Annotated in this window: 19 protein-coding genes; 17 read left to right on the top strand and 2 right to left on the bottom strand. The window is 39.3% G+C overall.

What is annotated here, in order from left to right:
• The first annotated feature begins 23 nt into the window (after positions 1-23).
• The 17 genes from F936_RS00910 to F936_RS00830 all read left to right on the top strand — a co-directional run bounded on the left by F936_RS00910 (position 24) and on the right by F936_RS00830 (position 21553).
• Positions 24-1082, top strand: a complete 1059-nt coding sequence (locus F936_RS00910; RefSeq protein ID WP_005044043.1) for a pilus assembly protein PilM — start codon at positions 24-26, stop codon at positions 1080-1082.
• Entirely contained in the window at positions 1082-1723 is a 642-nt protein-coding gene (locus F936_RS00905; RefSeq protein WP_005044040.1) for a PilN domain-containing protein, read from the top strand. The genes F936_RS00910 and F936_RS00905 overlap by 1 nt, the downstream gene beginning before the upstream one ends.
• Entirely contained in the window at positions 1720-2472 is a 753-nt protein-coding gene (locus F936_RS00900) for a type IV pilus inner membrane component PilO (protein ID WP_005044038.1), read from the top strand. Before F936_RS00905 ends, F936_RS00900 begins: the two co-directional genes overlap by 4 nt.
• Positions 2473-2482: 10 nt before the next feature.
• Positions 2483-3010 carry a pilus assembly protein PilP gene (locus F936_RS00895; protein ID WP_003653811.1) on the top strand — a complete coding sequence of 176 codons (528 nt, stop codon included), beginning with the start codon at positions 2483-2485 and terminating at the stop codon, positions 3008-3010.
• Between the two features lie 62 nt (positions 3011-3072).
• Complete coding sequence (gene pilQ, locus F936_RS00890) at positions 3073-5226, top strand: type IV pilus secretin PilQ (RefSeq protein WP_005044037.1); 2154 nt, start codon at positions 3073-3075, stop codon at positions 5224-5226.
• Positions 5227-5237: 11 nt separating this feature from the next.
• Entirely contained in the window at positions 5238-5807 is a 570-nt protein-coding gene (gene aroK, locus F936_RS00885) for a shikimate kinase AroK (protein ID WP_003653807.1), read from the top strand.
• 28 nt (positions 5808-5835) lie between these two features.
• The gene (gene aroB, locus F936_RS00880) at positions 5836-6918 is read left to right on the top strand and encodes a 3-dehydroquinate synthase (protein WP_005044033.1); all 1083 of its coding nucleotides are present in this window, start codon (positions 5836-5838) and stop codon (positions 6916-6918) included.
• Between the two features lie 16 nt (positions 6919-6934).
• Positions 6935-7816, top strand: coding sequence for a hypothetical protein (locus F936_RS00875; RefSeq protein WP_005044032.1), 882 nt, complete (start codon positions 6935-6937; stop codon positions 7814-7816).
• Positions 7817-8277: 461 nt separating this feature from the next.
• Positions 8278-12753 (top strand): glutamate synthase large subunit, encoded by a 4476-nt coding sequence (gene gltB / locus F936_RS00870; RefSeq protein WP_171066144.1) that lies wholly within the window; start codon positions 8278-8280, stop codon positions 12751-12753.
• A gap of 69 nt (positions 12754-12822) precedes the next feature.
• Positions 12823-14244, top strand: coding sequence for a glutamate synthase subunit beta (locus tag F936_RS00865; RefSeq protein ID WP_005044027.1), 1422 nt, complete (start codon positions 12823-12825; stop codon positions 14242-14244).
• Positions 14245-14416: 172 nt separating this feature from the next.
• A complete protein-coding gene (locus F936_RS00860) occupies positions 14417-15304 on the top strand; it encodes a metal-dependent hydrolase (protein WP_005044026.1) in 888 nt (295 codons plus the stop codon).
• 128 nt (positions 15305-15432) lie between these two features.
• Positions 15433-16023 (top strand): LemA family protein, encoded by a 591-nt coding sequence (locus tag F936_RS00855; RefSeq protein WP_005044023.1) that lies wholly within the window; start codon positions 15433-15435, stop codon positions 16021-16023.
• A 24-nt stretch (positions 16024-16047) separates the two neighbouring features.
• Positions 16048-17127: a TPM domain-containing protein gene (locus F936_RS00850; protein ID WP_005044020.1), complete on the top strand. Its 1080-nt coding sequence runs from the start codon at positions 16048-16050 to the stop codon at positions 17125-17127.
• Entirely contained in the window at positions 17121-17681 is a 561-nt protein-coding gene (locus F936_RS00845; RefSeq protein WP_005044019.1) for a TPM domain-containing protein, read from the top strand. The genes F936_RS00850 and F936_RS00845 overlap by 7 nt, the downstream gene beginning before the upstream one ends.
• Before the next feature lie 342 nt (positions 17682-18023).
• Positions 18024-18452, top strand: coding sequence for a pilin (locus F936_RS00840; protein WP_005044016.1), 429 nt, complete (start codon positions 18024-18026; stop codon positions 18450-18452).
• A gap of 56 nt (positions 18453-18508) precedes the next feature.
• Positions 18509-19819, top strand: a complete 1311-nt coding sequence (locus F936_RS00835) for an O-antigen ligase family protein (RefSeq protein WP_005044014.1) — start codon at positions 18509-18511, stop codon at positions 19817-19819.
• A 105-nt stretch (positions 19820-19924) separates the two neighbouring features.
• Positions 19925-21553, top strand: coding sequence for a PglL family O-oligosaccharyltransferase (locus tag F936_RS00830; protein WP_005044011.1), 1629 nt, complete (start codon positions 19925-19927; stop codon positions 21551-21553).
• Positions 21554-21596: 43 nt separating this feature from the next.
• Here F936_RS00830 and bfr read toward each other — a convergent pair whose 3' ends face one another.
• On the bottom strand, positions 21597-22061 hold the full coding sequence (bfr, locus tag F936_RS00825) for a heteropolymeric bacterioferritin subunit Bfr (protein ID WP_003653790.1): 465 nt from the start codon (positions 22059-22061) through the stop codon (positions 21597-21599).
• A 245-nt stretch (positions 22062-22306) separates the two neighbouring features.
• Positions 22307-22501, bottom strand: a complete 195-nt coding sequence (locus F936_RS00820; RefSeq protein WP_004639703.1) for a bacterioferritin-associated ferredoxin — start codon at positions 22499-22501, stop codon at positions 22307-22309.
• Between the last annotated feature and the right edge of the window lie 131 nt (positions 22502-22632).

Genomic DNA, 22632 nt, shown 5'->3' with positions numbered 1-22632 from the left:
TAAAAAAATAATAGGACAATAGTGTGCTCAGGTTATATCGTAAACCGAATAAGGGGTTAATGGGTGTCGATATTAGTTCGACTTCTGTTAAGTTGTTAGAGCTCTCTGTTAAGAACGGTAAATATTGGGTAGAAAGCTATGCTTTGATGCCTTTACCCGAGAACAGTGTAGTTGAAAAAAATATCTTGAATCCAGAGGCAGTTGCGGAAGCTTTGGAACGGGCGATGAATTTAGCAAATCCCCAAACCAGTAACGCTGCAATTGCTGTTCCAACATCGACGGTTATTCATAAAACCATCGAAATGGATGCAGATATGAATGATGATGAACGAGAAGTTCAGATTCGTTTAGATGCGGAGCAGTATATACCGTTCCCTTTGGATGAAGTGAGCCTTGATTTTGAGGTTTTACCAGATCGACTGCCTAATCCAAACCGTGTGAATGTACTTTTAGTTGCAACAAGAACAGAAAATGTTGAAACACGAGTAGAAGTATTGGAACTGGTGGACTTAACTCCTAAGCTTGCAGATGTAGAAAGTTATGCTGTCGAGCGTGCTTTTAGTGTATTTGCTGATAGTTTACCCATGGGTGCAAATACCATTGGGATTTTAGACATCGGCCATACCATGACGACATTATCGGTTATGCAAAATGGCAAAATCATTTATACCCGTGAACAAGTCTTCGGTGGTAAACAGCTGACTTTGGAAATTCAAAGCCGTTACGGTTTGTCTTTAGAAGAAGCGGGACGGGCTAAAAAAGAGCGCTCTTTACCAGATGATTATGACATCGAAGTCTTAGAGCCATTTCTTGATGCTGTCGTGCAGCAAGCAGCTAGATCTCTACAATTTTTCTTCTCTTCATCACAATTCAATGAAATTGACCATATTTTACTCGCTGGTGGGAATGCCAATATTCCTGGGCTTGCTAAATTGTTGCAGCAAAAACTTGGTTACCGTGTAACCATTGCCAATCCGTTTTTACAAATGGGTTTTTCTCCTCAAGTCGACGTTCAAAAAATTGAAAATGATGCCTCATCGTTAATGGTGGCATGTGGCTTGGCTTTAAGGAGTTTTGATTAATGGCAGCAATTAATTTACTCCCTTGGCGTGATGGGCTTAGGGAACAGCGCAAAAAACAATTTCTTATTTTCTGTTTTGGGGTAGTTGTTCTGGGGATCACCACTGTATTTTCTGGGTGGTTTTATTTGAATCAAAAATTAAATGATCAAGAACAAGCTAATCAACTCATCACCAGTACAAACCAGAGTCTAGATCAACAGCTTAAAACCTTAAATGGTCTGCAAGAACAACGTGACGCTATTATCGAGCGTATGAAACTTATTCAGGGATTGCAAAGTCAGCGCCCTGTTGTCGTGCGTTTGGTAGATGAATTGGTACGTGTTACTCCTGCTGCGATGTATTTGACCAAATTTAGTCGAACTGGAGATAAATTTACTATTGAAGGTAAAGCGGAAAGTCCAAATACGGTTGCGGAGTTATTACGTAATCTCGAAGCATCGCCATGGTATCGCAACGCTTTTATGAACTCTTTCTTGGCGACTGAAGAGAAAAAAGATAAGACTGCGAGTTCGCTGCTTCCTCGAGTGGAAGATAGCTATGGCAGTTTTGTTGTGACTGTTGATTTGGGCGAAGTGGGGGTGACTACAACAGATGATACCGCCAATACGACTGTAAGTACGGATAAGGGGGCGGTTAAATGAGTCCGGATGAACTTCATGAGTTGTCGTTAGAACAAGCTCCATCTAAGAAAAAAAAGATCACTTTAGAAAAATTTCTTCAGCAATTTAACACACTAGATATGAACAGCTATGGTAGCTGGCCATTATCTGTAAAAATTACTTGCTGGGTTTTTATTTTCTTTGCTGTGTTGGCTTTGGGATATTTTGTTGTTATTCAGCCAAAGCTACAAGCAATTGATAATGCACAGGCACAAGAAAGTAATTTGTTGAATGAATTTCGAGAAAAAGATTCAAAATTGCGTAACTTGCAGCAATATCAGCTTCAACTTCAAGAGATGCAAGCAAACTTTAATCAGCAGTTAGAGCAACTGCCAAAAGAAACCGAAATTCCAAGCTTGGTTGAAGATATTAACTTAACTGGGGTGAATTCTGGCCTGAAGTTTAAAAATATCCGTTTAGAAGATGAAGTGAAGCAGGAAATTTTTATTGAACAGCCTATTACGATGGAAGCAACCGGCGATTATCACGCTTTTGGTGCTTTTGTCAGTAGTATTGCGGCATTACCACGTATTGTGACAATGCATGACTTTGTTGTAGAAGCTGCAGCTGTTAATAAAGATAGTAAGTCAGATATTCCTGTACTTAATTATTCTATTAAAGCAAAAACTTATCGCTATATGGGCGCCGTAGAAAATGCTGAATATCCGGAAAATAACGCTTCGGCTTCAGTAGCACCTGTTTCCTCTACTGCTAATACACAGTCGAAATAGGAGCATTACAATGAAACTTAAGCAAATTTCTTTTTCTATTTTGGCATGTTTAGTTTTAGTCGGATGTGACTCGAGAATCGACGCTGTAAATCAGCAAATGGCAGATATACGTAACCAGCCACCACAGCCGATAGATCCAGCACCTGTTTTCACACCTGTGCCACAGTTTAATTATGCGGCTCATCAGCTAAAGAGTCCATTTTTACCAAGCTCACTTGCTGCTGAGCTCAAAATTATGGCAGGAAAACGGGTATATCCGAATTTCTCACGTGCACCTCAGCCTCTAGAAAGTTATGCATTAGAATCCTTAAACATGAAAGGAAGCATACGTAATAACCGTGGGCAAGTACTGGCTCTTATCCAATCACCTGATCAGCAAATTGAGCGAGTGCAGGTGGGGAACTATATCGGGATGAATCAAGGGCGTATTACCCATATTGGTCCAACCCAGATTGATCTAGTAGAAATTGTCCCTGATGGGCGCGAAGGCTATGTGGAGAGACCAAGAACCTTAGTGTTAATTGGACCCGCACCCTAAAATTTAGGGAATAACAAAGAAAAAGTATTTTTAAAGATTATTTAATTGGGGATGGTCAGACAATGAATCACGTATTCCGTCAGTTTTCTATGGGGGCTGTAGCCATTGCAGTTATGCAGGTTGCATCTGCACAGGTCAGCATGACCAATATTGTACCGACACAAATTGCAGGTCAGGGTACAGAAATTAGAGTTATGTTTAATGGTTTACCGCCGCAACCACAGGCATATCAACTTGAAAATCCTTCGCGTTTGATTTTGGATTTTAATAAAGCTCAGCAGACTTTAACACAGTCAAAAGTGGCGATTGGTACTAATGAAGCGAGCTCGGTCGATGTAAGTTCTGACGATCAGCGCTCACGTTTAACTGTAAATTTAAAAGAGGCTGGCGCGTTTACAACGCGCATAGAAGGCAATACTTTTATTTTAAAGATTAATTCAGCTCAAGCAGCTATTAAACCTTTATCAACAAATACGATTCAACCCCAAGGTGTTTCAAATATAGGCTTTCAGCGTGGTGGTCAAGGTGAAGGGCTAATTGTTATTGATTTATTGGGAAGTAATACTCCTGTTGATGTTCAACAACAAGGCAGCAAAGTCGTAGTGAGGACATTGGGCTCTAAAATTCCCACTCATTTAGCTAAACGTTTAAATGTGAACGATTTTGCGACTCCTGTTTCTACCATCGAATCTTATAATGATAAAGGCAATGGTGTTATTACGATTCAATCTACTGGTAGCTATGAATATATGGCTTATCAGGCGGAAAATAAACTCACCATTAGCTTAAAGCGTCCTCAAGACAAAAACGTAACTTCTTTATATAAGACGCCTAATTACTCTGGTAATAAGCTTTCTCTTGATTTCCAAGATATTGAAGTTCGTAGGGTTCTACAGTTACTTGCCGATTTTACTGGCATTAATATGGTTGCGGCTGACAGTGTACAAGGCAATATTACTTTGCGTTTGAAAGATGTACCGTGGGATCAAGCACTTGATATTATTTTAAAGACCAAAAATCTTGATAAACGCAGAAATGGTAATGTCATTTGGATTGCGCCTGTTGCAGAGTTGATTAAGGCTGAAGAAGAAGAAGCAAAAGCTGTGGCACAGAGTGTCAAACTGGCTCCACTGCAAACTGAGTATATTCAACTTAAATATGCGCGAGCTCAAGATATTATGAGCTTAGTAACAAAAGGTTCAAACAATAATAATGGTATGCAAAGCACTTCTGGTGATGGAACTTCAACCTCAACCAATTTAAATACGGGTGTTGATAGTTTAGGCAATAACGTAGGGAGTTTGTTGAGTCCACGTGGAACAATTACTCAAGATGATCGAACCAATACCTTAATTATTAATGATACAGCACAGTCGATTGATCAAATTCGTAAAATGATTGATTTGTTGGATGTGCAAGTCAAACAGGTCATGGTTGAGGCGCGGATTGTAAGAGCATCTACTTCATTCACCAAAGAACTTGGCGTTAAGTGGGGAATATTATCGCAAGGGGTGAATAGTAATAATAGTTTGTTGGTGGGTGGTAGTGATACGACGCTTTGGAATTTAAGAGAACCAGATGATGAAGGTAAATACACGATTGAACGGCCAGATAATTTAAACGTTGATTTGGGGGTGACATCAACTGGAGCCAGTAGTATAGCTTTTAGCTTAATCAGTATGTCTGATTTTATGTTGGATTTGGAGTTGTCAGCATTGCAGGCAGATGGTTATGGTGAAGTGATTTCAACACCAAAAGTCATGACTGCGGATAAACAACGAGCTAGGGTGGCAACAGGCCAGCAAGTTCCATATCAAACCACAACTAATTCTGCTGCTGGTTCAACTGCCACAACTTCTTTTAAAGATGCATTGTTAAGTTTGGATGTTACGCCAAGTATTACACCTGACGGTAAAATTCAAATGAAATTGGATATTTCAAAAGATTCGGTTGCCGATAGTGCTCCTAATGGCGAGTTAATTTTGAATAAAAATCAGATTAACACCAATGTATTGGTGAATAATGGGGAAACCGTTATTTTGGGCGGGGTATTTGAACAGGCAACTTCTAACTCACAAACCAAAGTTCCTTTCTTGGGAGACCTCCCTGTAGTTGGCCGTTTATTTAGAAAAGATGTGAAATCTGATGATAAACAAGAGTTACTGATTTTCGTTACGCCACGAATTGTTAATGACACTTTGGTGAGAAATCATTAATATATTTTTCAATGAAAGCAATTGAAATAGGTGGCGCCTTGCCAAGCAAAGCGTTTGAAACCCTGCCAAATATTTATTTGGTAGGGCCCATGGGGGCAGGAAAAACAACCGTTGGACGTCATTTAGCCGAACTATTGGGGCGTGAATTTTTAGATAGTGATCATGAAATTGAGCGCAAAACGGGTGCTACTATTCCTTGGATTTTCGAAAAAGAAGGGGAAATTGGATTTCGTACTCGTGAAACTATTGTTTTGAATGAGTTGACTTCCCGTAATGCCTTGGTATTAGCAACTGGGGGCGGTGCTATCACTCAAGCTCCAAACCGTGAGTTTTTAAAGCAGCGCGGTATTGTTGTTTACCTCTACACTCCTGTGGAACTTCAATTACAACGAACGTATCGCGATAAAAACAGACCTCTATTACAAGTTGAAAACCCTGAACAAAAATTGCGTGATTTGTTAAAAACACGTGATCCTTTATATCGTGAAGTTGCTCATTATACGATTGAAACCAATCAGGGCGCTGCTCGTGATCTTGCTCAAAAGATTTTGCAACTTATTTTGTCTAACACGCTAATATAGCCAAACTTACTCGTGGTTTTATAAATTCATGCAAACTTTACATGTTGAATTAGGCGAACGCCGTTACCCTATTTTTATTGGCAGTCAACTTGATCCTAAACAGTTGCTTGAGCCCTATATTCATGGTCAACAGGTCATGATCGTGAGTAACGAAACGGTCGCTCCTTTATATTTATCTCATTATCAAGAAGCGTTAAAAAGTTTGGGTAAAACTATAGCTACTTGTATTTTGCCTGATGGTGAAAAATATAAAGACATTCAACATTTAAATTTAATTTTTGATGCATTACTTGAAGCTGGTTTTAACCGAGACTGTACGGTTTTAGCTTTAGGCGGTGGTGTTATTGGTGATATGGCTGGCTTTGCCTCAGCATGTTTCCAGCGTGGTGTATATTTTGTTCAGGTTCCGACAACACTTCTTTCACAGGTAGATTCAAGTGTAGGTGGTAAAACTGGAATTAACCATCCACTGGGTAAGAATATGCTTGGCGCATTTCAGCAGCCTCAAGTTGTTTTAGCTGATATGGCCCAACTCGATACATTGCCTGACCGAGAGTTGTCTGCTGGATTATCAGAAGTCATTAAGTACGCCTTGCTAGGTGATGCTGATTTTTTAGTTTGGCTAGAGCAGAATATGGATGGATTAGTTGGTCGAGATGCTAATCTTTTAGCAGAAGCAGTCTATCGTTCATGTGCTCATAAAGCCCGTATTGTTGCAAATGATGAAAAAGAGCAAGGCGAGCGTGCTTTACTCAACCTAGGTCATACGTTTGGTCATGCTATAGAATCGTACCTTGGTTATGGTACTTGGTTGCATGGCGAAGCAGTAGCTATCGGCATGGTCATGGCAGCTGATTTATCACAGCGTTTAGGCTGGATTTCAAGCGATGATGTAGAGCGTACAAAAAAAATTATTCAACGCGCCAATTTGCCGATATCATGTCCAAAAATTCCATTGGATGAATTCCTTGGATATATGGCACATGATAAAAAAGTCCTCAATGGTCAATTACGTTTAGTGTTGTTAAAGCAACTTGGACAAGCGGTAATTACTAAAGACTTTGATGTTGAACTCATGAAACAAGCTATTTTGGCAAATCAACACGGATAATAAATTAAGGTAACACATGACTGTATCACGTACACTTTGGCAGAATGTTCAACAATATATCTGGTTGGTGGGTGGTATCGTCTGCTTGTTTCTGGCTTTTATTTTCTGGGTAATGACTGATAGTAAGAAGCTTGTCGAAGTTGAAAAAGCAGCCGATTCAGACACACCAGTGCAAATTCAGCCAGAAAAAGTAGCAACAACGGCTAACTTAGGTGCTTTAGCTGATGAAGTTAGACCTCTGGATTTAACGACTCGGACGGTTGTATCTGGTCAACATGAGGCAGAGTTCCGCGGTACAAAATTTATTAGCGAAAACAAGAAACAGTGGACGCTTGAGCTGTTCCGTGCATCTGACGAAGATATTATTAAAAACTTTTTAAAGAATCGTTCAGACCGAAATAAATTTATCTACTTCCGATTAAGTGGCGATAAGCAATCTGAACAATATGTTTTGACATATGGTGTATTTAAACGTTCTGAAGATGCAATTCAGCAGTTAACACAACTGAATCTTGATTTACCTGAATCGATTAAGCCGCAACCTCAACAATTTTCGACTTATGTGCCACTCGTCAATGACTTGGGTGCGGATGAAATGAAAGGTGGGGTTAGCCAAACTTATGAAGTGCGTTTACGTCCAGCTGCATTGCCAAAAATTGATGAGTCTTTACTCATGGGCACAGGTGTAAATGGGGCTGTCAGTACGCAACCTAAAGTGGCTGCTCCAGCAACGAACTCTACAACTCGGACAACTATTATTCGTCGAGATGCAGAGGGAAATGTTGTAGATGTACACCAGTCTAATTCTGCTGTTGATACTGCTAAAAAGGCTCAACAAAATCGTGCAACTGAAGCTCCTCCAAAAAATGCAACAAATGAGGGCATAAGAGGGAACTAACGGTAAGAATAATTTGCACAAATATAGTGCAATAATAAGAAATACATATACTCTTTGACCAAGTGTGGTGCATATTTGGTCATTTATTAAAATGATAGCCTGAATAAAACTGATCTATTTTTAATAAATATAAACACTTAAGTTGTAAAGTTCATATTGGCATAGTTTTTGCTTTATTCTTGTGCTTATTAATGTACTGCTAACTATTTTGGCGCTCTAAAGAGTGAAGTCTATGCAGAGTCGTGGGGTCGAACTGCTTTAAAAGAGTGCGAAATAAGTCAAAACATTTTTCTAGCAAAAACCAGTGTACGCGTTTATGGAACAGCGTATATTGGCTTATCAGCCCAAAATTTTTTTTTGCGAAACATTGAGCTAACTATCGTCCGTAGGCAATATCGCAGAAATAAGTTGTTTGTTTGACGCTCGAAAGAGCCTTATTGAAAGAAGGGTACGCTATGCACATGCCATCGCCTAATACTGTAGCTCCCGCTCAAGGTTTATATCAGCCTGATGAGTTTAAGGATAACTGTGGTTTTGGACTGATTGCCCATATGAAGGGTGAATCAAGTCATCATCTTGTAGAAACCGCGATTCACAGTTTAAGTTGCATGACGCACCGTGGTGGTATTGCCGCAGATGGCAAGACGGGAGATGGGTGCGGCTTATTATTGGCGATGCCAAAGCAATTTTTTCGTGATGAAGCAAAAAAACTGAGTGATATTACACTGAGCGAAGTTTTTGCTGTGGGTACGGTATTTCTAAATATTGATCCGGCATTAGCGCAACATTCTAAAAATATTTTAAATAAAGAAATTGAAGCAGAAGGCTTACGCGTACTGGCTTGGCGCGTTGTGCCTACAAATAACGATGCACTAGGTGAAATTGCACTTCAATCTTTACCTGCTTTTGAACAGGTCATTGTGAACTGTCCAATGGGTGTAACCGAAGTTGAGTTCAACCGTAAGCTATTTTTGGCGCGTCGCCGTGCGGAACAACAATTACAAAAAGATCCGTTATTCTATGTGACTACGCTTTGTTCGACAGTGATCACTTATAAAGGCTTGATGATGCCTGCTGCGATTGCTGAGTTCTATACGGACTTGGCAGACGAACGTTTAAAATCACACATCGTCGTGTTCCATCAACGTTTCTCGACCAACACTTTACCACGTTGGCCGTTGGCTCAGCCTTTCCGTTATCTTGCTCATAATGGTGAAATTAACACCATTACAGCAAACCGTAACTGGTCATTAGCACGTACTCCTAAATTTGAAAATCCATTGTTGCCGGGCTTAACTGAACTTAACCCGATGGTGAACCGTACTGGTTCAGACTCATCAAGCTTAGATAATATGCTTGAGATCTTGGTCGGCGGCGGTATGGATTTATTCCGTGCGTTACGTATGCTCGTACCACCAGCTTGGCAAAACGTAGAGACTTTAGATGCGGACTTACGTGCATTCTATGAGTTCAACTCTAAGCACATGGAAGCTTGGGATGGTCCTGCGGGCTTGGTAATTCAAGATGGTCGTCATGCAATCTGTATGCTTGACCGTAATGGTTTACGTCCTGCACGTTGGGTAATTACTAAAAATGATTACATTACCTTAGCATCAGAAATTGGTGTTTGGGGCTATGAACCTGAAGACGTGGTTTCTAAAGGTCGTGTTGGACCAGGCCAAATTTTGGTAGTTGATACCTTAACGGGCAAAGTACTTGATACAAAAGATGTAAATACACATCTTAAAAATATGCGTCCGTACCGTGAATGGTTGCGTGATCATGCAATTCGCTTAAAGGCTAATCCTGAACTTGAAGAACAATTAGTTGATCAAGGTTTAACTGGCGATGCTTTAAAAGCAGCTCAAAAAATGTTTATGGTGACATTTGAAGAGCGTGACCAGTTATTGCGTCCAATTGCTGAAAGTGGTCAGGAAGCTGTAGGTTCTATGGGTGATGATACGCCAATGGCTGTATTGTCTCGTCAAGTACGTCATGTGACTGATTATTTCCGTCAACAATTTGCACAGGTGACTAACCCTCCAATTGATCCGCTACGTGAATCGATTGTAATGTCGCTCGAAACCTGTTTAGGTCGTGAGCAGAATGTATTTGAGCAAGGTCCAGAGCACGCAGATCGAATCATTATTTCGAGCCCTGTTCTATCTAACTCAAAAATACAGCAAATCCGTAGTATTGATCGTGCAGGCTATGAGTCTGTTGACATCAATTTGAACTATGCTGAAGAAGAAGGTTTGCAAGCGGCGATTACACGTATTTGTGAAGAAGCAGCACAAGCCGTTCGTGATGGTAAAACTTTAATTGTTTTAACTGATAAAAATATTCGCCAAGGTTTCTTGCCTGCAAATGCAGCACTTGCAACAGGTGCGGTACACCATTACCTCATTAAAACTGGTTTACGTACTGATGCTAACATCATGGTTGAAACTGGTTTTGCACGTGATCCGCACCAATTTGCGGTATTACTTGGTTTCGGTGCAACCGCAGTTTACCCATACCTAGCATATGACGTGATCAATGATTTGATTGCTAAAGGTGAGCTTTTAGGTGATCCAATCCATGCGCAAGCGAACTTCCGTAAAGGGATTGAGAAAGGCCTATTAAAAGTTCTTTCAAAAATGGGTATCTCTACGGTTGCTTCGTATCGTGGCGGTCAGCTTTTTGAAGCAGTTGGTTTGTCATCTGAAGTGGTAGATCAGTGTTTCTTAGGTGTTCCAAGTCGTATTCAGGGCGCAACATTTGCTGACCTTGAAAAAGACCAGAAAAAATTAGCTGCTACAGCTTGGTCAAATCGTAAACCGATTGATCAGGGTGGTTTGCTTAAATTCGTATTTGATAAAGAGTACCATGCGTTCAACCCAGACGTGATTAACTCATTACATACGGCTGTTCGCTCTGGTAAGTATGAAGACTTTAAAGTATATGCTGAGTTGGTTAACAACCGTCCGGTTGCAACCATTCGTGACTTATTCAAGTTAAAAACAACGAATTCGATTCCAGTTGACCAAGTAGAGTCAGTTGCAGATATCTTGCCTCGTTTTGACTCGGCAGGTATGTCTTTAGGTGCTCTTTCTCCAGAAGCACATGAAGCAATTGCAATTGCGATGAATACGATTGGTGGTCGTTCAAACTCTGGTGAGGGTGGTGAAGATCCTGTTCGCTACGGCACAATTCGTAACTCGAAAATCAAACAGATCGCATCTGGTCGTTTTGGTGTAACACCTGCTTACTTAACTTCTGCTGAAGTATTGCAAATTAAAGTTGCTCAAGGTGCAAAACCAGGTGAAGGCGGTCAGTTACCGGGCGGTAAAGTAAATGGCTTAATTGCACGTTTACGTTACTCTGTACCAGGTGTAACGCTGATTTCACCTCCACCACATCACGATATTTACTCAATTGAAGATTTGTCTCAGTTAATTTTTGACTTGAAACAAGTTAACCCGAAAGCAATGGTGTCAGTAAAGCTGGTATCTGAGCCGGGTGTGGGTACAATTGCCGCAGGTGTTGCTAAGGCATATGCAGACTTCATTACCATTTCTGGTTATGACGGTGGTACAGCAGCATCTCCACTTTCATCAATTCACCATGCGGGTTCTCCATGGGAATTAGGTCTCAGCGAGGCGCATCAAGCACTTCGCGTGAATGACTTACGTGGCAAAGTACGCGTACAAACTGATGGTGGTTTAAAAACTGGTCTTGATGTGATCAAGGCAGCAATTTTAGGCGCTGAGAGCTTTGGTTTCGGCTCAACACCAATGATTGCTTTAGGTTGTAAATATCTACGTATTTGTCACTTGAACAACTGTGCAACCGGTGTTGCAACTCAACAAGACCACTTACGTCAAGAGCACTATATTGGCGAGCCAGAAATGCTGATCAACTTCTTCCACTTTATTGCTGAAGAAACGCGTGAATGGTTGGCAGCTTTAGGTGTTTCTTCATTGAAAGACTTAATTGGTCGTGTTGATTTACTTGAAGTATTACCGGGTGAAACTGAAAAACATGCTCATCTTGATTTAAGTGCATTGTTAACTTCTCATCCATCTGCTGACGGTAAAGCACAGTACTGTGAAGTACAAGGTAATGCACCATTTGATAAAGGTGTATTGGCTGAGAAAATGGTTGAAGAAATGCTTCCTGCAATTGAATCAAGTGCAGGCGGTCAGTTCAACTTCAAAGTTGTGAACTGTGACCGTTCGATCGGTGCTCGTGTGTCAGGTGAAATTGCTCGTCGCTACGGCAACTTAGGCATGGAAGTGCATCCTGTAGTCATGAACTTAACTGGTACTGCTGGTCAGTCGCTTGGTGTATGGAACGCTGGTGGTTTACACATCCGTCTTGAAGGTGATGCAAACGACTATGTGGGTAAAGGTATGGCAGGCGGTCGTATCTCAATCTTCCCACCACAAGGTTCGCCTTTCCAAACACAGAACACAGCAATTATTGGTAATACCTGTTTGTATGGTGCAACTGGTGGTAAGCTTTTTGCAGCGGGTACAGCGGGTGAGCGTTTTGCAGTTCGTAACTCTGGTGCATTTGCTGTAATTGAAGGTGCTGGTGATCACTGCTGTGAATATATGACAGGTGGTGTTGTGACTGTACTTGGTAAAGTAGGCCATAACTTTGGTGCAGGCATGACTGGTGGTTTTGCTTATGTACTTGACCTTGATAATGACTTTGTAGATTACTACAACCACGAATTGATTGATTTAAATCGTATTTCAACAGAATCTATGGAAGATCATAAAGAGTTCTTGTTGCGTATTATCGATGAGCATATCAAAGAAACAGGTAGTGCTTGGGCTTATAAAATCCGCAATGAGTTCGATTTCTACAGCCGTAAATTCTGGCTTGTGAAACCAAAGGCTGCTAATTTGCAAACGCTTTTGAAAACAACACAAGCTGATCCACAATAATTCCACGACTGCAACGACATAGGCAGGTGCGGGCAACAGTGAAATCCGCGCCTACCCACGGAGAGAGACATGGCAGAACGCCTAAATAATGACTTTCAATTTCTGGATGTAGCACGCCAAGATCCAGAGAAAAAAGATATTACTGTCCGCAAAGCAGAATTTGTGGAAATTTATAAACCTTTTACATCGGAAACTGTCGCTAATCAGACTCACCGTTGTTTAGGTTGTGGTAACCCATATTGCGAATGGAAATGTCCTGTACATAACTACATTCCAAACTGGTTAAAATTAATCGCTGAAGGCCAAATTTTCCAAGCTGCTGAGCTTTGCCATCAAACGAACACATTACCTGAGGTATGTGGTCGCGTATGTCCACAAGACCGTTTATGTGAAGGTGCTTGTACCTTAAATGATGGTTTTGGTGCAGTGACTATTGGTAATGCTGAAAAATATATTAACGACACAGCCTTCGCTTTAGGCTGGCGTCCAGATATGTCAGGCGTGAAATGGACTGACAAAAAAGTTGCAATCATTGGTGCCGGTCCGGCAGGCCTAGGTTGCGCAGATATTTTAGCTCGTGGTGGTGTTAAGCCAGTTGTATTCGATAAGCGTCCTGAAATTGGTGGCTTACTTACATTCGGTATTCCAGAATTTAAAATGGAAAAAGATGTAATGAAACGCCGTCGTGAAATTTTCACGGGTATGGGCATCGAATTCCGTTTAAATACTGAAATTGGTACAGATGTCACCATTGATGAATTACTTACAGAATATGATGCTGTATTCATGGGTATGGGAACTTATACCTACATGAAGGGTGGCTTCCCAGGTGAAGATCTTGCAGGTGTTTATGATGCACTTGATTTCTTGATCTCTAACGTAAATCGTTGCCAAGGTTGGGAAAAAGACCCAAGCGAGTACATTAGCTTAGATGGTAAAAAAGTGATTGTACTTGGCGGTGGCGACACTGCGATGGACTGTAACCGTACTTCATTACGTCAAGGCGCTCATGATGTAACGTGTGCATACCGTCGTGATGAAAGCAACATGCCAGGATCTGCACGTGAAGTAAAAAATGCCTATGAAGAAGGTGTGAAATTCTTATTCAATCGTCAACCGATCGAAATCGTAGGCGAAAGTGGCAAAGTGACAGGCGTTAAAGTCGTAACGACTCAAATGGGTGCACCAGATAGTCGTGGCCGTCGTAGCCCTGAACCAGTTCCAGGTTCTGAAGAAATTTTACCGGCTGATGCTGTTTTACTTGCATTTGGTTTCCGCCCAAGCCCATCTGACTGGTTTGGTAACGTGAATATTAATCTTGATGGTTCGGGCCGTGTTGTCGCAGCTGAAAAGCAAGAATTCAAATTCCAGACATCAAACCCGAAAATCTTTGCTGGTGGTGATATGGTGCGTGGTTCAGACCTTGTCGTGACTGCAATCTGGGAAGGCCGCCAAGCTGCTGAAGGCATTCTAGACTACCTCGGTGTTTAATCTAAAAAATTATTTTTAAAGTTTTTAATAAAGCCTGCTTGATGCAGGCTTTATTTTTACCGCTAGTCACTTTGACATTTTTGGCAAATATAATAAGCTTTTTTGCCCTTTTTAGCCTTCCAAGCTCGCGACATACTCAAAGCTTCCTTCTTCAATACAATAGGTGTTGAATATGAACATCGCAGGTATGACGGCAGAAAAATCATATTTAAATCGTCGAAAAGCGTTGGGTATTACTGTGCGTCGCCTTGAATTTAATCCTAAGGCGATCAAGCGGCACTATTTTGCGAATTCTCCTCTTATGTCTCACTTTTTAACTGCACTTTCCTCAACTTTTCCTGTAGGAGAGCAATTTTTTGTAAATAGCGTGCGCAATGTACGTGATAAGGTTTCCGATCCACAATTACAGGCTCAAATTGCCGCTTTTATTGGACAAGAGGCAATGCATTCTAAAGCGCATGGTGAGTTTAATGAAGCTTGGCGGCGTGATGATTATAATCTGGACAGCTTTCAAAACTGGCTAAATCAGCGTGATAAATATTTAAGAACGATTCCTCCTAAACTGCAATTGGCCCTTACCTGTGCTTTTGAACATTTTACTGCTCTACTTGGGGGATATGTTTTACAGCACCCAGAGTTATTAAAAACGTTAGATCAAGATGCACTAAAACTTTGGGTATGGCATGCGATTGAAGAAATTGAGCACCGTTCAGTGGCGTTCGATGTCTATCAGCATGTGTATGGGGATGATCGTATTCGTCGCTTACTCATGCGTAGTGTCACAACAGGATTTGCCAGTATTGCTTTTTATGGAACAACCCGCTTATTTTGGCAAGATAAATGGAATAGCTTACCTAAAATTGGAGGTAATTTATTTGGTTTATATTTGCTGGTTAAAATGCTTGTTCAGCTCATGCCCGAATATTTCGCATATTACAAAAAAGATTTTCATCCAAGTCAAAAGGATTATGGCCGTATGGTCGATTACTGGAAAAGTTCTTTAGCAGATGAATATCGAATGGCAAGTTTTCAACAAGAAAAAGACCAACTATTAAGTTAATAAATAACCGGATTGAAAAATCCGGTTTTTAAATCAATAAAATAAAAGCAACACAATAATGCCAAAATCATCATACAATCTAGGAAAGAGGTTAAAAATATAAAGAAAAACTTGAGGATAATGTGACGATGAAAACATTTAAACAACTCGCGATCGCGACGACACTTGCCAGTACCTTATTGTTTTCAGGGTGTGGCTATAACACTTTACAAGTAAAAGATGAAGCCGTAACGGCAGCTTGGTCTGAAGTTCAAAACCAGTACCAACGTCGATCAGATTTAGTACCAAACCTTGTAAATGTTGTAAAAGGTTATGCTAAACATGAAGAACAAGTATTAACCGAGGTTACACAGGCACGTTCGAATGTTGCTGGTTTGAAGGTTGATAAAGAAGTTCTAGAAGATCCGGCTTTACTTGAAAAATACCAACAGGCTCAAAGTCAATTAACAGGGGCTTTATCTCGTCTGATTGCTGTTTCTGAAAATTATCCAGATTTAAAAGCCAATACCCAATTCCAAGAACTGCAAGTTCAACTTGAAGGAACAGAAAACCGTATTGCTGTAGCTCGTAATCGTTATATTACAACAGTGCAAGACTACAACGGATATGTACGCCAGTTCCCGCAAGCAGTGACTGCAAAAGTAATTGGTATGCATCCAAAAGCCAATTTCTCTGCAGAAGCATCTGCACAGCAGGCACCAAAAGTTTCTTTTGATTAATTTTAAGAATCAAAGGAGTGCTGCATGAGAAATAATATATTGCTTCAGCTTAAGCAAATTAAGGTATTTGTTATTACCTTAATTTTGCTCTGTTGCGGTGTTCTTTTTCAGAATGCAGCATGGAGTGAAACTAATATTGCAACTGCTACTGATGAAACTGACACCATTGTAGCGGGCAAAATTATTCAGAAGCAGCAGGCTCAAGCTTCCGCTTCTCAAAGTGAGCAGTCTGCTTCTGGCGTAGCTCCCCAAGCGCAAGTCACCAACGACATGGCAGATGGTGAATCGATTCGTGGTTTGCCAACCTTAAATCAGCCTGTTATTGATCAAGCAAATATATTAAGCGAGGCAGAGAAGCAGCAGCTCGACCAAAAAATTCTAAGTTTATATCAACAAGGCAAAGCACAAATCGGTATTGTTATTGTTCCTACAACAGGACAAGAAGATATCTTTGATTATGCATTGCGTGTAGGTGAAAAATGGCAACTTGGTTCAGCGAAGCGCGATAATGGATTGCTCATTGCGGTTGCGGTAAATGACCGCCGTATACAAATTTTAACCGGATATGGCTTAGAGGGCGTATTACCAGATATTGTCTCGAGTCGAATTATTCGAAACCAAATCACACCCTATTTTAAACAAGCCCAATATGCGCAAGGTTTAAATGCAGGTCTTGATGAAATTGGAAGAATTCTTAATCTTGATCCCGAAGTCGCTCAGCAAGCTGCTCAAGATTTAAAGGAACGGCAACACCAAGCCGCAGAAGAGCAACAAGCCAAACAAACAACCCTCACAATGGCTCTATTTATTCTTGTTGCCGGAATTGTAGGGTCATTTATTGTAGGGCGACCTCTTAGTGCATCTACTGCGGGTGTTGCTGCGGCAGTGGCAGGCTTTGTAAATGGGGCCGGACTAGTAACTAGCTTACTACTTGGTTTTGGAATCTTCTTTTTACTCATTACCTCAATTGCCCAGCTTATTTTACAGGTTATTCTGAGTGGTGCAGGCGGAGGAGGGCGTGGTGGTGGCTTCGGCGGTGGAGGCGGAGGCTATGGCGGCGGTGGAGGTCGTTTTGGCGGTGGAGGTGCTTCAGGCTCATGGTAACAACATCAGAAACAACACAAATTATTACTCAACCTAAAATTGAGGAATCTGTAGAGCCAAGCTTAAAACGTTGGTTTAAACATTTTTGTTACTTGCCAGCCAGCAGTCGATATTTTTCAAAACAAGATAAACAAACAATTGCTGATGCTGTACAGCAGGCAGAACATGGACATGTGGGCGAAATACAAGTAGTAATTGAAGGCCACATTCCATGTTCACAGGCCTATCGGCAAAATACCAGATTGAGAGCGCAACAGTTGTTTGCAGAGCTCGGGGTCTGGGACACCGCGTTAAATAGTGGAGTACTACTTTATTTGAACCTATGTGAACGTACAGTAGAAATTATATTTGACCGCGGTATTAGAAATGCCACTAATGATCAGGTCTGGCAACAGATTTGTGATTCTATCGTGCAACAACTTAAACAAAAACAATATCAGCAAGCTGTAGTGATTGGTGTTCATCAAATTGGAGAGGTGATGTCACATTTTTATGATGAAAACATGCCAGATCAATCCAATGAATTGGGAAATGCCCCTATTATCATTAATTAAATTATTTTCTAAAATTCTTATATCTCATAGTTTTTATTTTTAAAAGGTGACTGACAAAAAATGTCACCTATTTGGTTATTTTTAAAGAGAATTTGTTCACAAAAACAAATATAAACTTTGATAAGTTTGGTTTATTTTTTTTGATGTGTGATATGTTGTAGTGAAAAAATATATGACAATTTTTGTCAGTTATTTACAGTGATTTTATATTTAGTAAATTGAAAAATTAGTATAAGTTTTTGTTTTATAAATAAAATAAAAGTTGGCATGGTTGCTGCAATATAGTTGATAGCTGAAAAAGCTTATATAAAAACATACATACAATCTTTGGGGAAAAAGGCTATGAATGCACAAAAAGGTTTTACATTAATTGAACTCATGATCGTGGTTGCGATTATTGGTATTTTGGCGGCAATTGCGATTCCGCAATATCAAAACTATATCGCTCGTTCACAAGCATCTGAAGCATTTACATTAGCGGATGGATTGAAAACAACGATTAATACTAATTTACAAGCTGGGACATGTTTTGCAGGCGGGGCTACGGCAGTAACAGCGGCTGATAAAGTAGGTGGAAAATACGGTGATGCTGAGATTGGTGGAACAGCCCCATCTTGTACCATTACCTACACATTCAAATCATCAGGTGTTTCAAATAAACTTACATCTAAAAAGATTGCAATGAATGTAAGTGAAACAGGTATCTTAACAAAGAATAGTTCTACTGATGCACCAGCTGAATTACTTCCACAATCTTTTACAGCTTCATAAGTTAAAAAATAAAAAAGAGAGGTCTAGACCTCTCTTTTTTATTGAAGAAAATAAATATGTTAAAAAAAACTATTCTATTTATGCTAATAGTAATTTATCTGGTCGCAGCTTTATTGGGTTATCAAATTGGCTGTTCAGTTTTCCAATATGATGAACTTCGTTTATTACAATTTCCATTAGCATTATGTGCTTTATTGGTCTTAATATTTACAAAAAAAATAGAATATTCAATCGTTACTCAATTTACTTTTTTTCTAATTAGCCTATTAATAACTATACAGATAACAACTTATAGCATTTTTCAGTTTCAAGAACTTTGGTCTGCGATAGCATTACTATTTATATTTTTTGCTTTAACATATGAGTTAAAGAATATCAAAAATATAGAACATGGCTTAGCATTTATTGTCGTTTCAGCATTTATTCCGTGTTTATTTATTCTTATTTCTATCATTAATTTTATTTTGTATAAACAATGGTTTGACTGGCAATTTAACTCTGGCACGATCCGAATTTATGACAGTGTTATCGTGCCTATATTCTTTTTTCTCATTTTTTTAAGAAATAAAAACTACCCTTATTTTCATTACTTTTATCCAATTGCTATTTTCTTTTTCGCTCTAGCGTGGTTCTTCGATGGTGCCAGATCGGCCTTACTTGCAGTAATGACAGGCTTACTAGTTTTCTTTATCTCCACTCGAAAAAGTCGAAACTTAGTACTACAAACTTGTGGTTATATATTTTTAGCATTTTTGGTTTATAAAAGTACTATTCATTTCGCTGATAAAAATACAATGACCGTAATGAGAATAGGGACATCCATGCGTGCAGAAATGTGGAAGTTTGTTTTTGAGCAATGGAAAGAAAAACCATGGACCGGAGTAGGGGGAGGATATCTTTCAGAAATCCAATATAAATATGGACATCACATACATAACTTATATTTAAGATTAATTTTTGAATGGGGAATAGTTGGATGTATTTTTTTAGTTTGGATGATATATCAAGTTGTTAGGTTGTTTATAGATAAGAATGCTTTACCTATTGCAAAAGCTGGTTTAGCTGCAATTTTAGTTGATGCGATGTTCTCAGGAAGTATGGTTTATCCCGCTTCACAAATTGCTTGTGTATTATTTATAGCTTTTACTTTTTCCCAAAGAAAATTATCTTTTAGTTCCAAATTTTCTTTTCTGTTGACAAAAATACTGATCGGTTTATGGGGAGCTATCTTTTTTTACATTACGATCATGTATTTAGGACAAGATTTAATGTGCTGGGGTTGTGGTAGCTATGCTGAAAGAATGGCACCAAATTTCTGGTTTTATGGTGCTGCTGAGCACTTGGTGCCAGCTTCAAAAATTCCTTAATTTTTTGAAGTAAACTCTATCAAGATCTTTTCATAGAGACTTCATACATTTTCTTTTAGGCTTCCATGTATAATTCTCTCCAGTTTTGGTCTCTAACCTCTCACTATGCAAGTATTCTTCCTATTCCTCGCTGCAATCCTGTTGGGTTTTGCATGGTTGTCTCCATTTCACTATAGCCCTTGGGTCATGTTCTCAAGTGAAGTGAGTACTTTTGGGGCTGGATTATGCGTATTAGCCGCTCTAATTCAGCAAAATATTAAAATTCCTAGAGCACAACTATTGTTGCTGCCATTTATTTTTATACCAATAGTACAGTGGGGTTTTGGTTTAGTTTTTGATTTGAGCACAGCTTTATTGAGTTCATTTTACTTGCTAGGTTTTTGGTTTATGGTCTTAGCTGGTTATAACCTGTCTTTAGATCAACAAAAGCGAGATCAAATCTTTTCGGGTTTTAGCTTACTCGTAATTATTGTATCCCTTGCCACTAGCTTTATTGCAATTTGCCAATGGTTGAATATCGAGTCTCATATTCCGTATGTGCTTAAGTTGCTGGGTAATCGTCCTTACGGTAATTTTGGTCAACCCAATAATATGGCGACCTTTTTAATTATTGGATTATTAGGGTGTTTATATTTATATGAAAAGAACAAAGTAACTATCTCGTTGTTATTGCCTTCAGCGCTCATTATTTTATTTACGGTTGCATTGAGTCAGTCACGAACTTCATGGATAGTTTTTCCATTTTTACTCATCTATTGGATGATTAAGCAGTTTAAAAAGCAAAAAAGATTTGGAATTGCTCAAGGCTTTTTGTGGTGCTTAACATTTTTTTTAATTGCTGGCTTAATCTTACCTTATATCACTCAATTCATCGAATTCTCTACAAATACAGAGATTACTGAAACGAGTACGTTTGTTGCTCGGGCAGGTTCGGGGCATGAGCGTGTAGGTATGTGGATACAGATATTACATGCTATAGCTCAGCAACCATGGGCAGGGTATGGGTGGAGCCAAACTAGTGTTGCTGTAGTCGATAGTATTCAATATGGAACTGTACATGTATGGTTTAATAGCGCCCATAATGTACTGCTTGATTTAATTATCTGGAATGGTATTCCATTAGCGACTGTAATCATTGCTTACTTTGCATGTTGGTTCCTTTGGTTAAATCAACAGGCTAAAGAAACCATCTCAATTATAGCGATTATGATGCTGTGTGCGGTGTTTATTCATGCCATGTTCGAGTTCCCACAGCGCTATGCTTATTTCTTGCTTACCTGTGGTTTTTTACTTGGTATTGTTCAGGCGCAGACTCCAGTACTCAAAGGAATTGTACTTAATAAGCAACTTTTTCGCTTAATATGGATAGTTAGTTTACTGCTTATTATTGCGATTTTACGTGATTACAATGTCTATGTTCTGAATAGTAATTTACTTTATAAGAATAAAAAGCCAAATGCAGAGTTCATGGGAAGCAGTAAAATTTTTGTTTTAACGCAGTTTGAAGAGCGTTTAAAATGGATTGAACTTAATCCAGAAACTAAATTACCTGAAGCTGATTTAGTTGAGTGGGGAAATTCAGTAAAGAATAAAGCGACTCCCTATAATTTACGTAAATATGCAAAATTGCTGGCTTATAATGGAAAAATAGAGCAGGCGCAGCAGCAAATATTAATTTTACAGCACCTGTATAAGCAAAAAATAACGCTACCAGATTTATTAAAAGAAAAGTAATAAAAAAATCCCCTTGTACTCAAGGGGATTTTTTTATGAGAAATTACATCTGACTCTGGATGTAATTTTCAATGCCAACGTTGCCGATAAGGTCAATCTGAGTATCTAACCAGTCCCAATATTCTTCTTCTTTTTCTAAAATTTCTTGAACGAGATCACGAGTTACATAGTCTTGTTCTGTTTCAGCGAGTGCAACTGTTTTTTGAATTGCCTCTATATTTTCTTTCACTTTACGAATGTCACAGTGCAGGACTTCTTCTGTGTGTTGGCCGATATAAAGTTTGCCTAAATGTTGAAGATTAGGCAGGCCTTCTAAAAACAAAATACGTTCAATAATTTTGTCTGCATGCTTCATTTGACGAATTGATTCTTTATATTCGGCAGAACCTAGCTGTTCAATTCCCCAATCATTAAACATGCGTGAATGTAAAAAGTATTGATTAATTGCAGTTAAATGATGATACAGCACTTGGTTAAGCTGATTAATGACATCACGATTGCCTTTCATTGTAGCTACTCCAAAACAATTTCTGCCTTAATCCAATTAAGGCAATCTATAAAACCATTTTAGTGAACAATCATGGATATGGCGAGTAGTTTATGGAACAGCAAATGAAAATCGCAATCAAAAACAACACAATATTAGTAAAGGAAAGTTTCCTGCCAAAAAAAACCGCTTGAATGAGGAACTATTAACGTTCCGCAAAAAGCGGTGGAGGAGCTAATAAATACGGTTAAATGTTTATAATTCTTTTACGCAGCTACGGAAATACGAGCAGCGATTTCTGATAATTCTTCACTAATAATAGCACGTGCTTCTGGTGCACAGCGTCCACAGCAAGTACCGAGATCAAGCAAGTCGCGAATTTCGCGATAGCTTTCAGCGCCATTTTCAACAGCGTCTTTAATATCTTGATCGGTAATGCCACGACACAAGCAAACGTACATGGGAGTGATCCCCAAATATAAATGCGATAATTGATATTATTGATAATTATTATCGTTTGTCAATGAAATTCATTTAAAATCTCATTTATTATTATTGGGATTTTGGATAAAAAAATACCACCTGAGCGGAA

Origin of the sequence: Acinetobacter calcoaceticus DSM 30006 = CIP 81.8, from assembly GCF_000368965.1 — a bacterium.
In the GTDB taxonomy this organism is placed as follows: domain Bacteria; phylum Pseudomonadota; class Gammaproteobacteria; order Pseudomonadales; family Moraxellaceae; genus Acinetobacter; species Acinetobacter calcoaceticus.
Note: the sequence above shows the minus strand (reverse complement) of the source record. Positions and strands in the feature narration are given on the sequence as shown.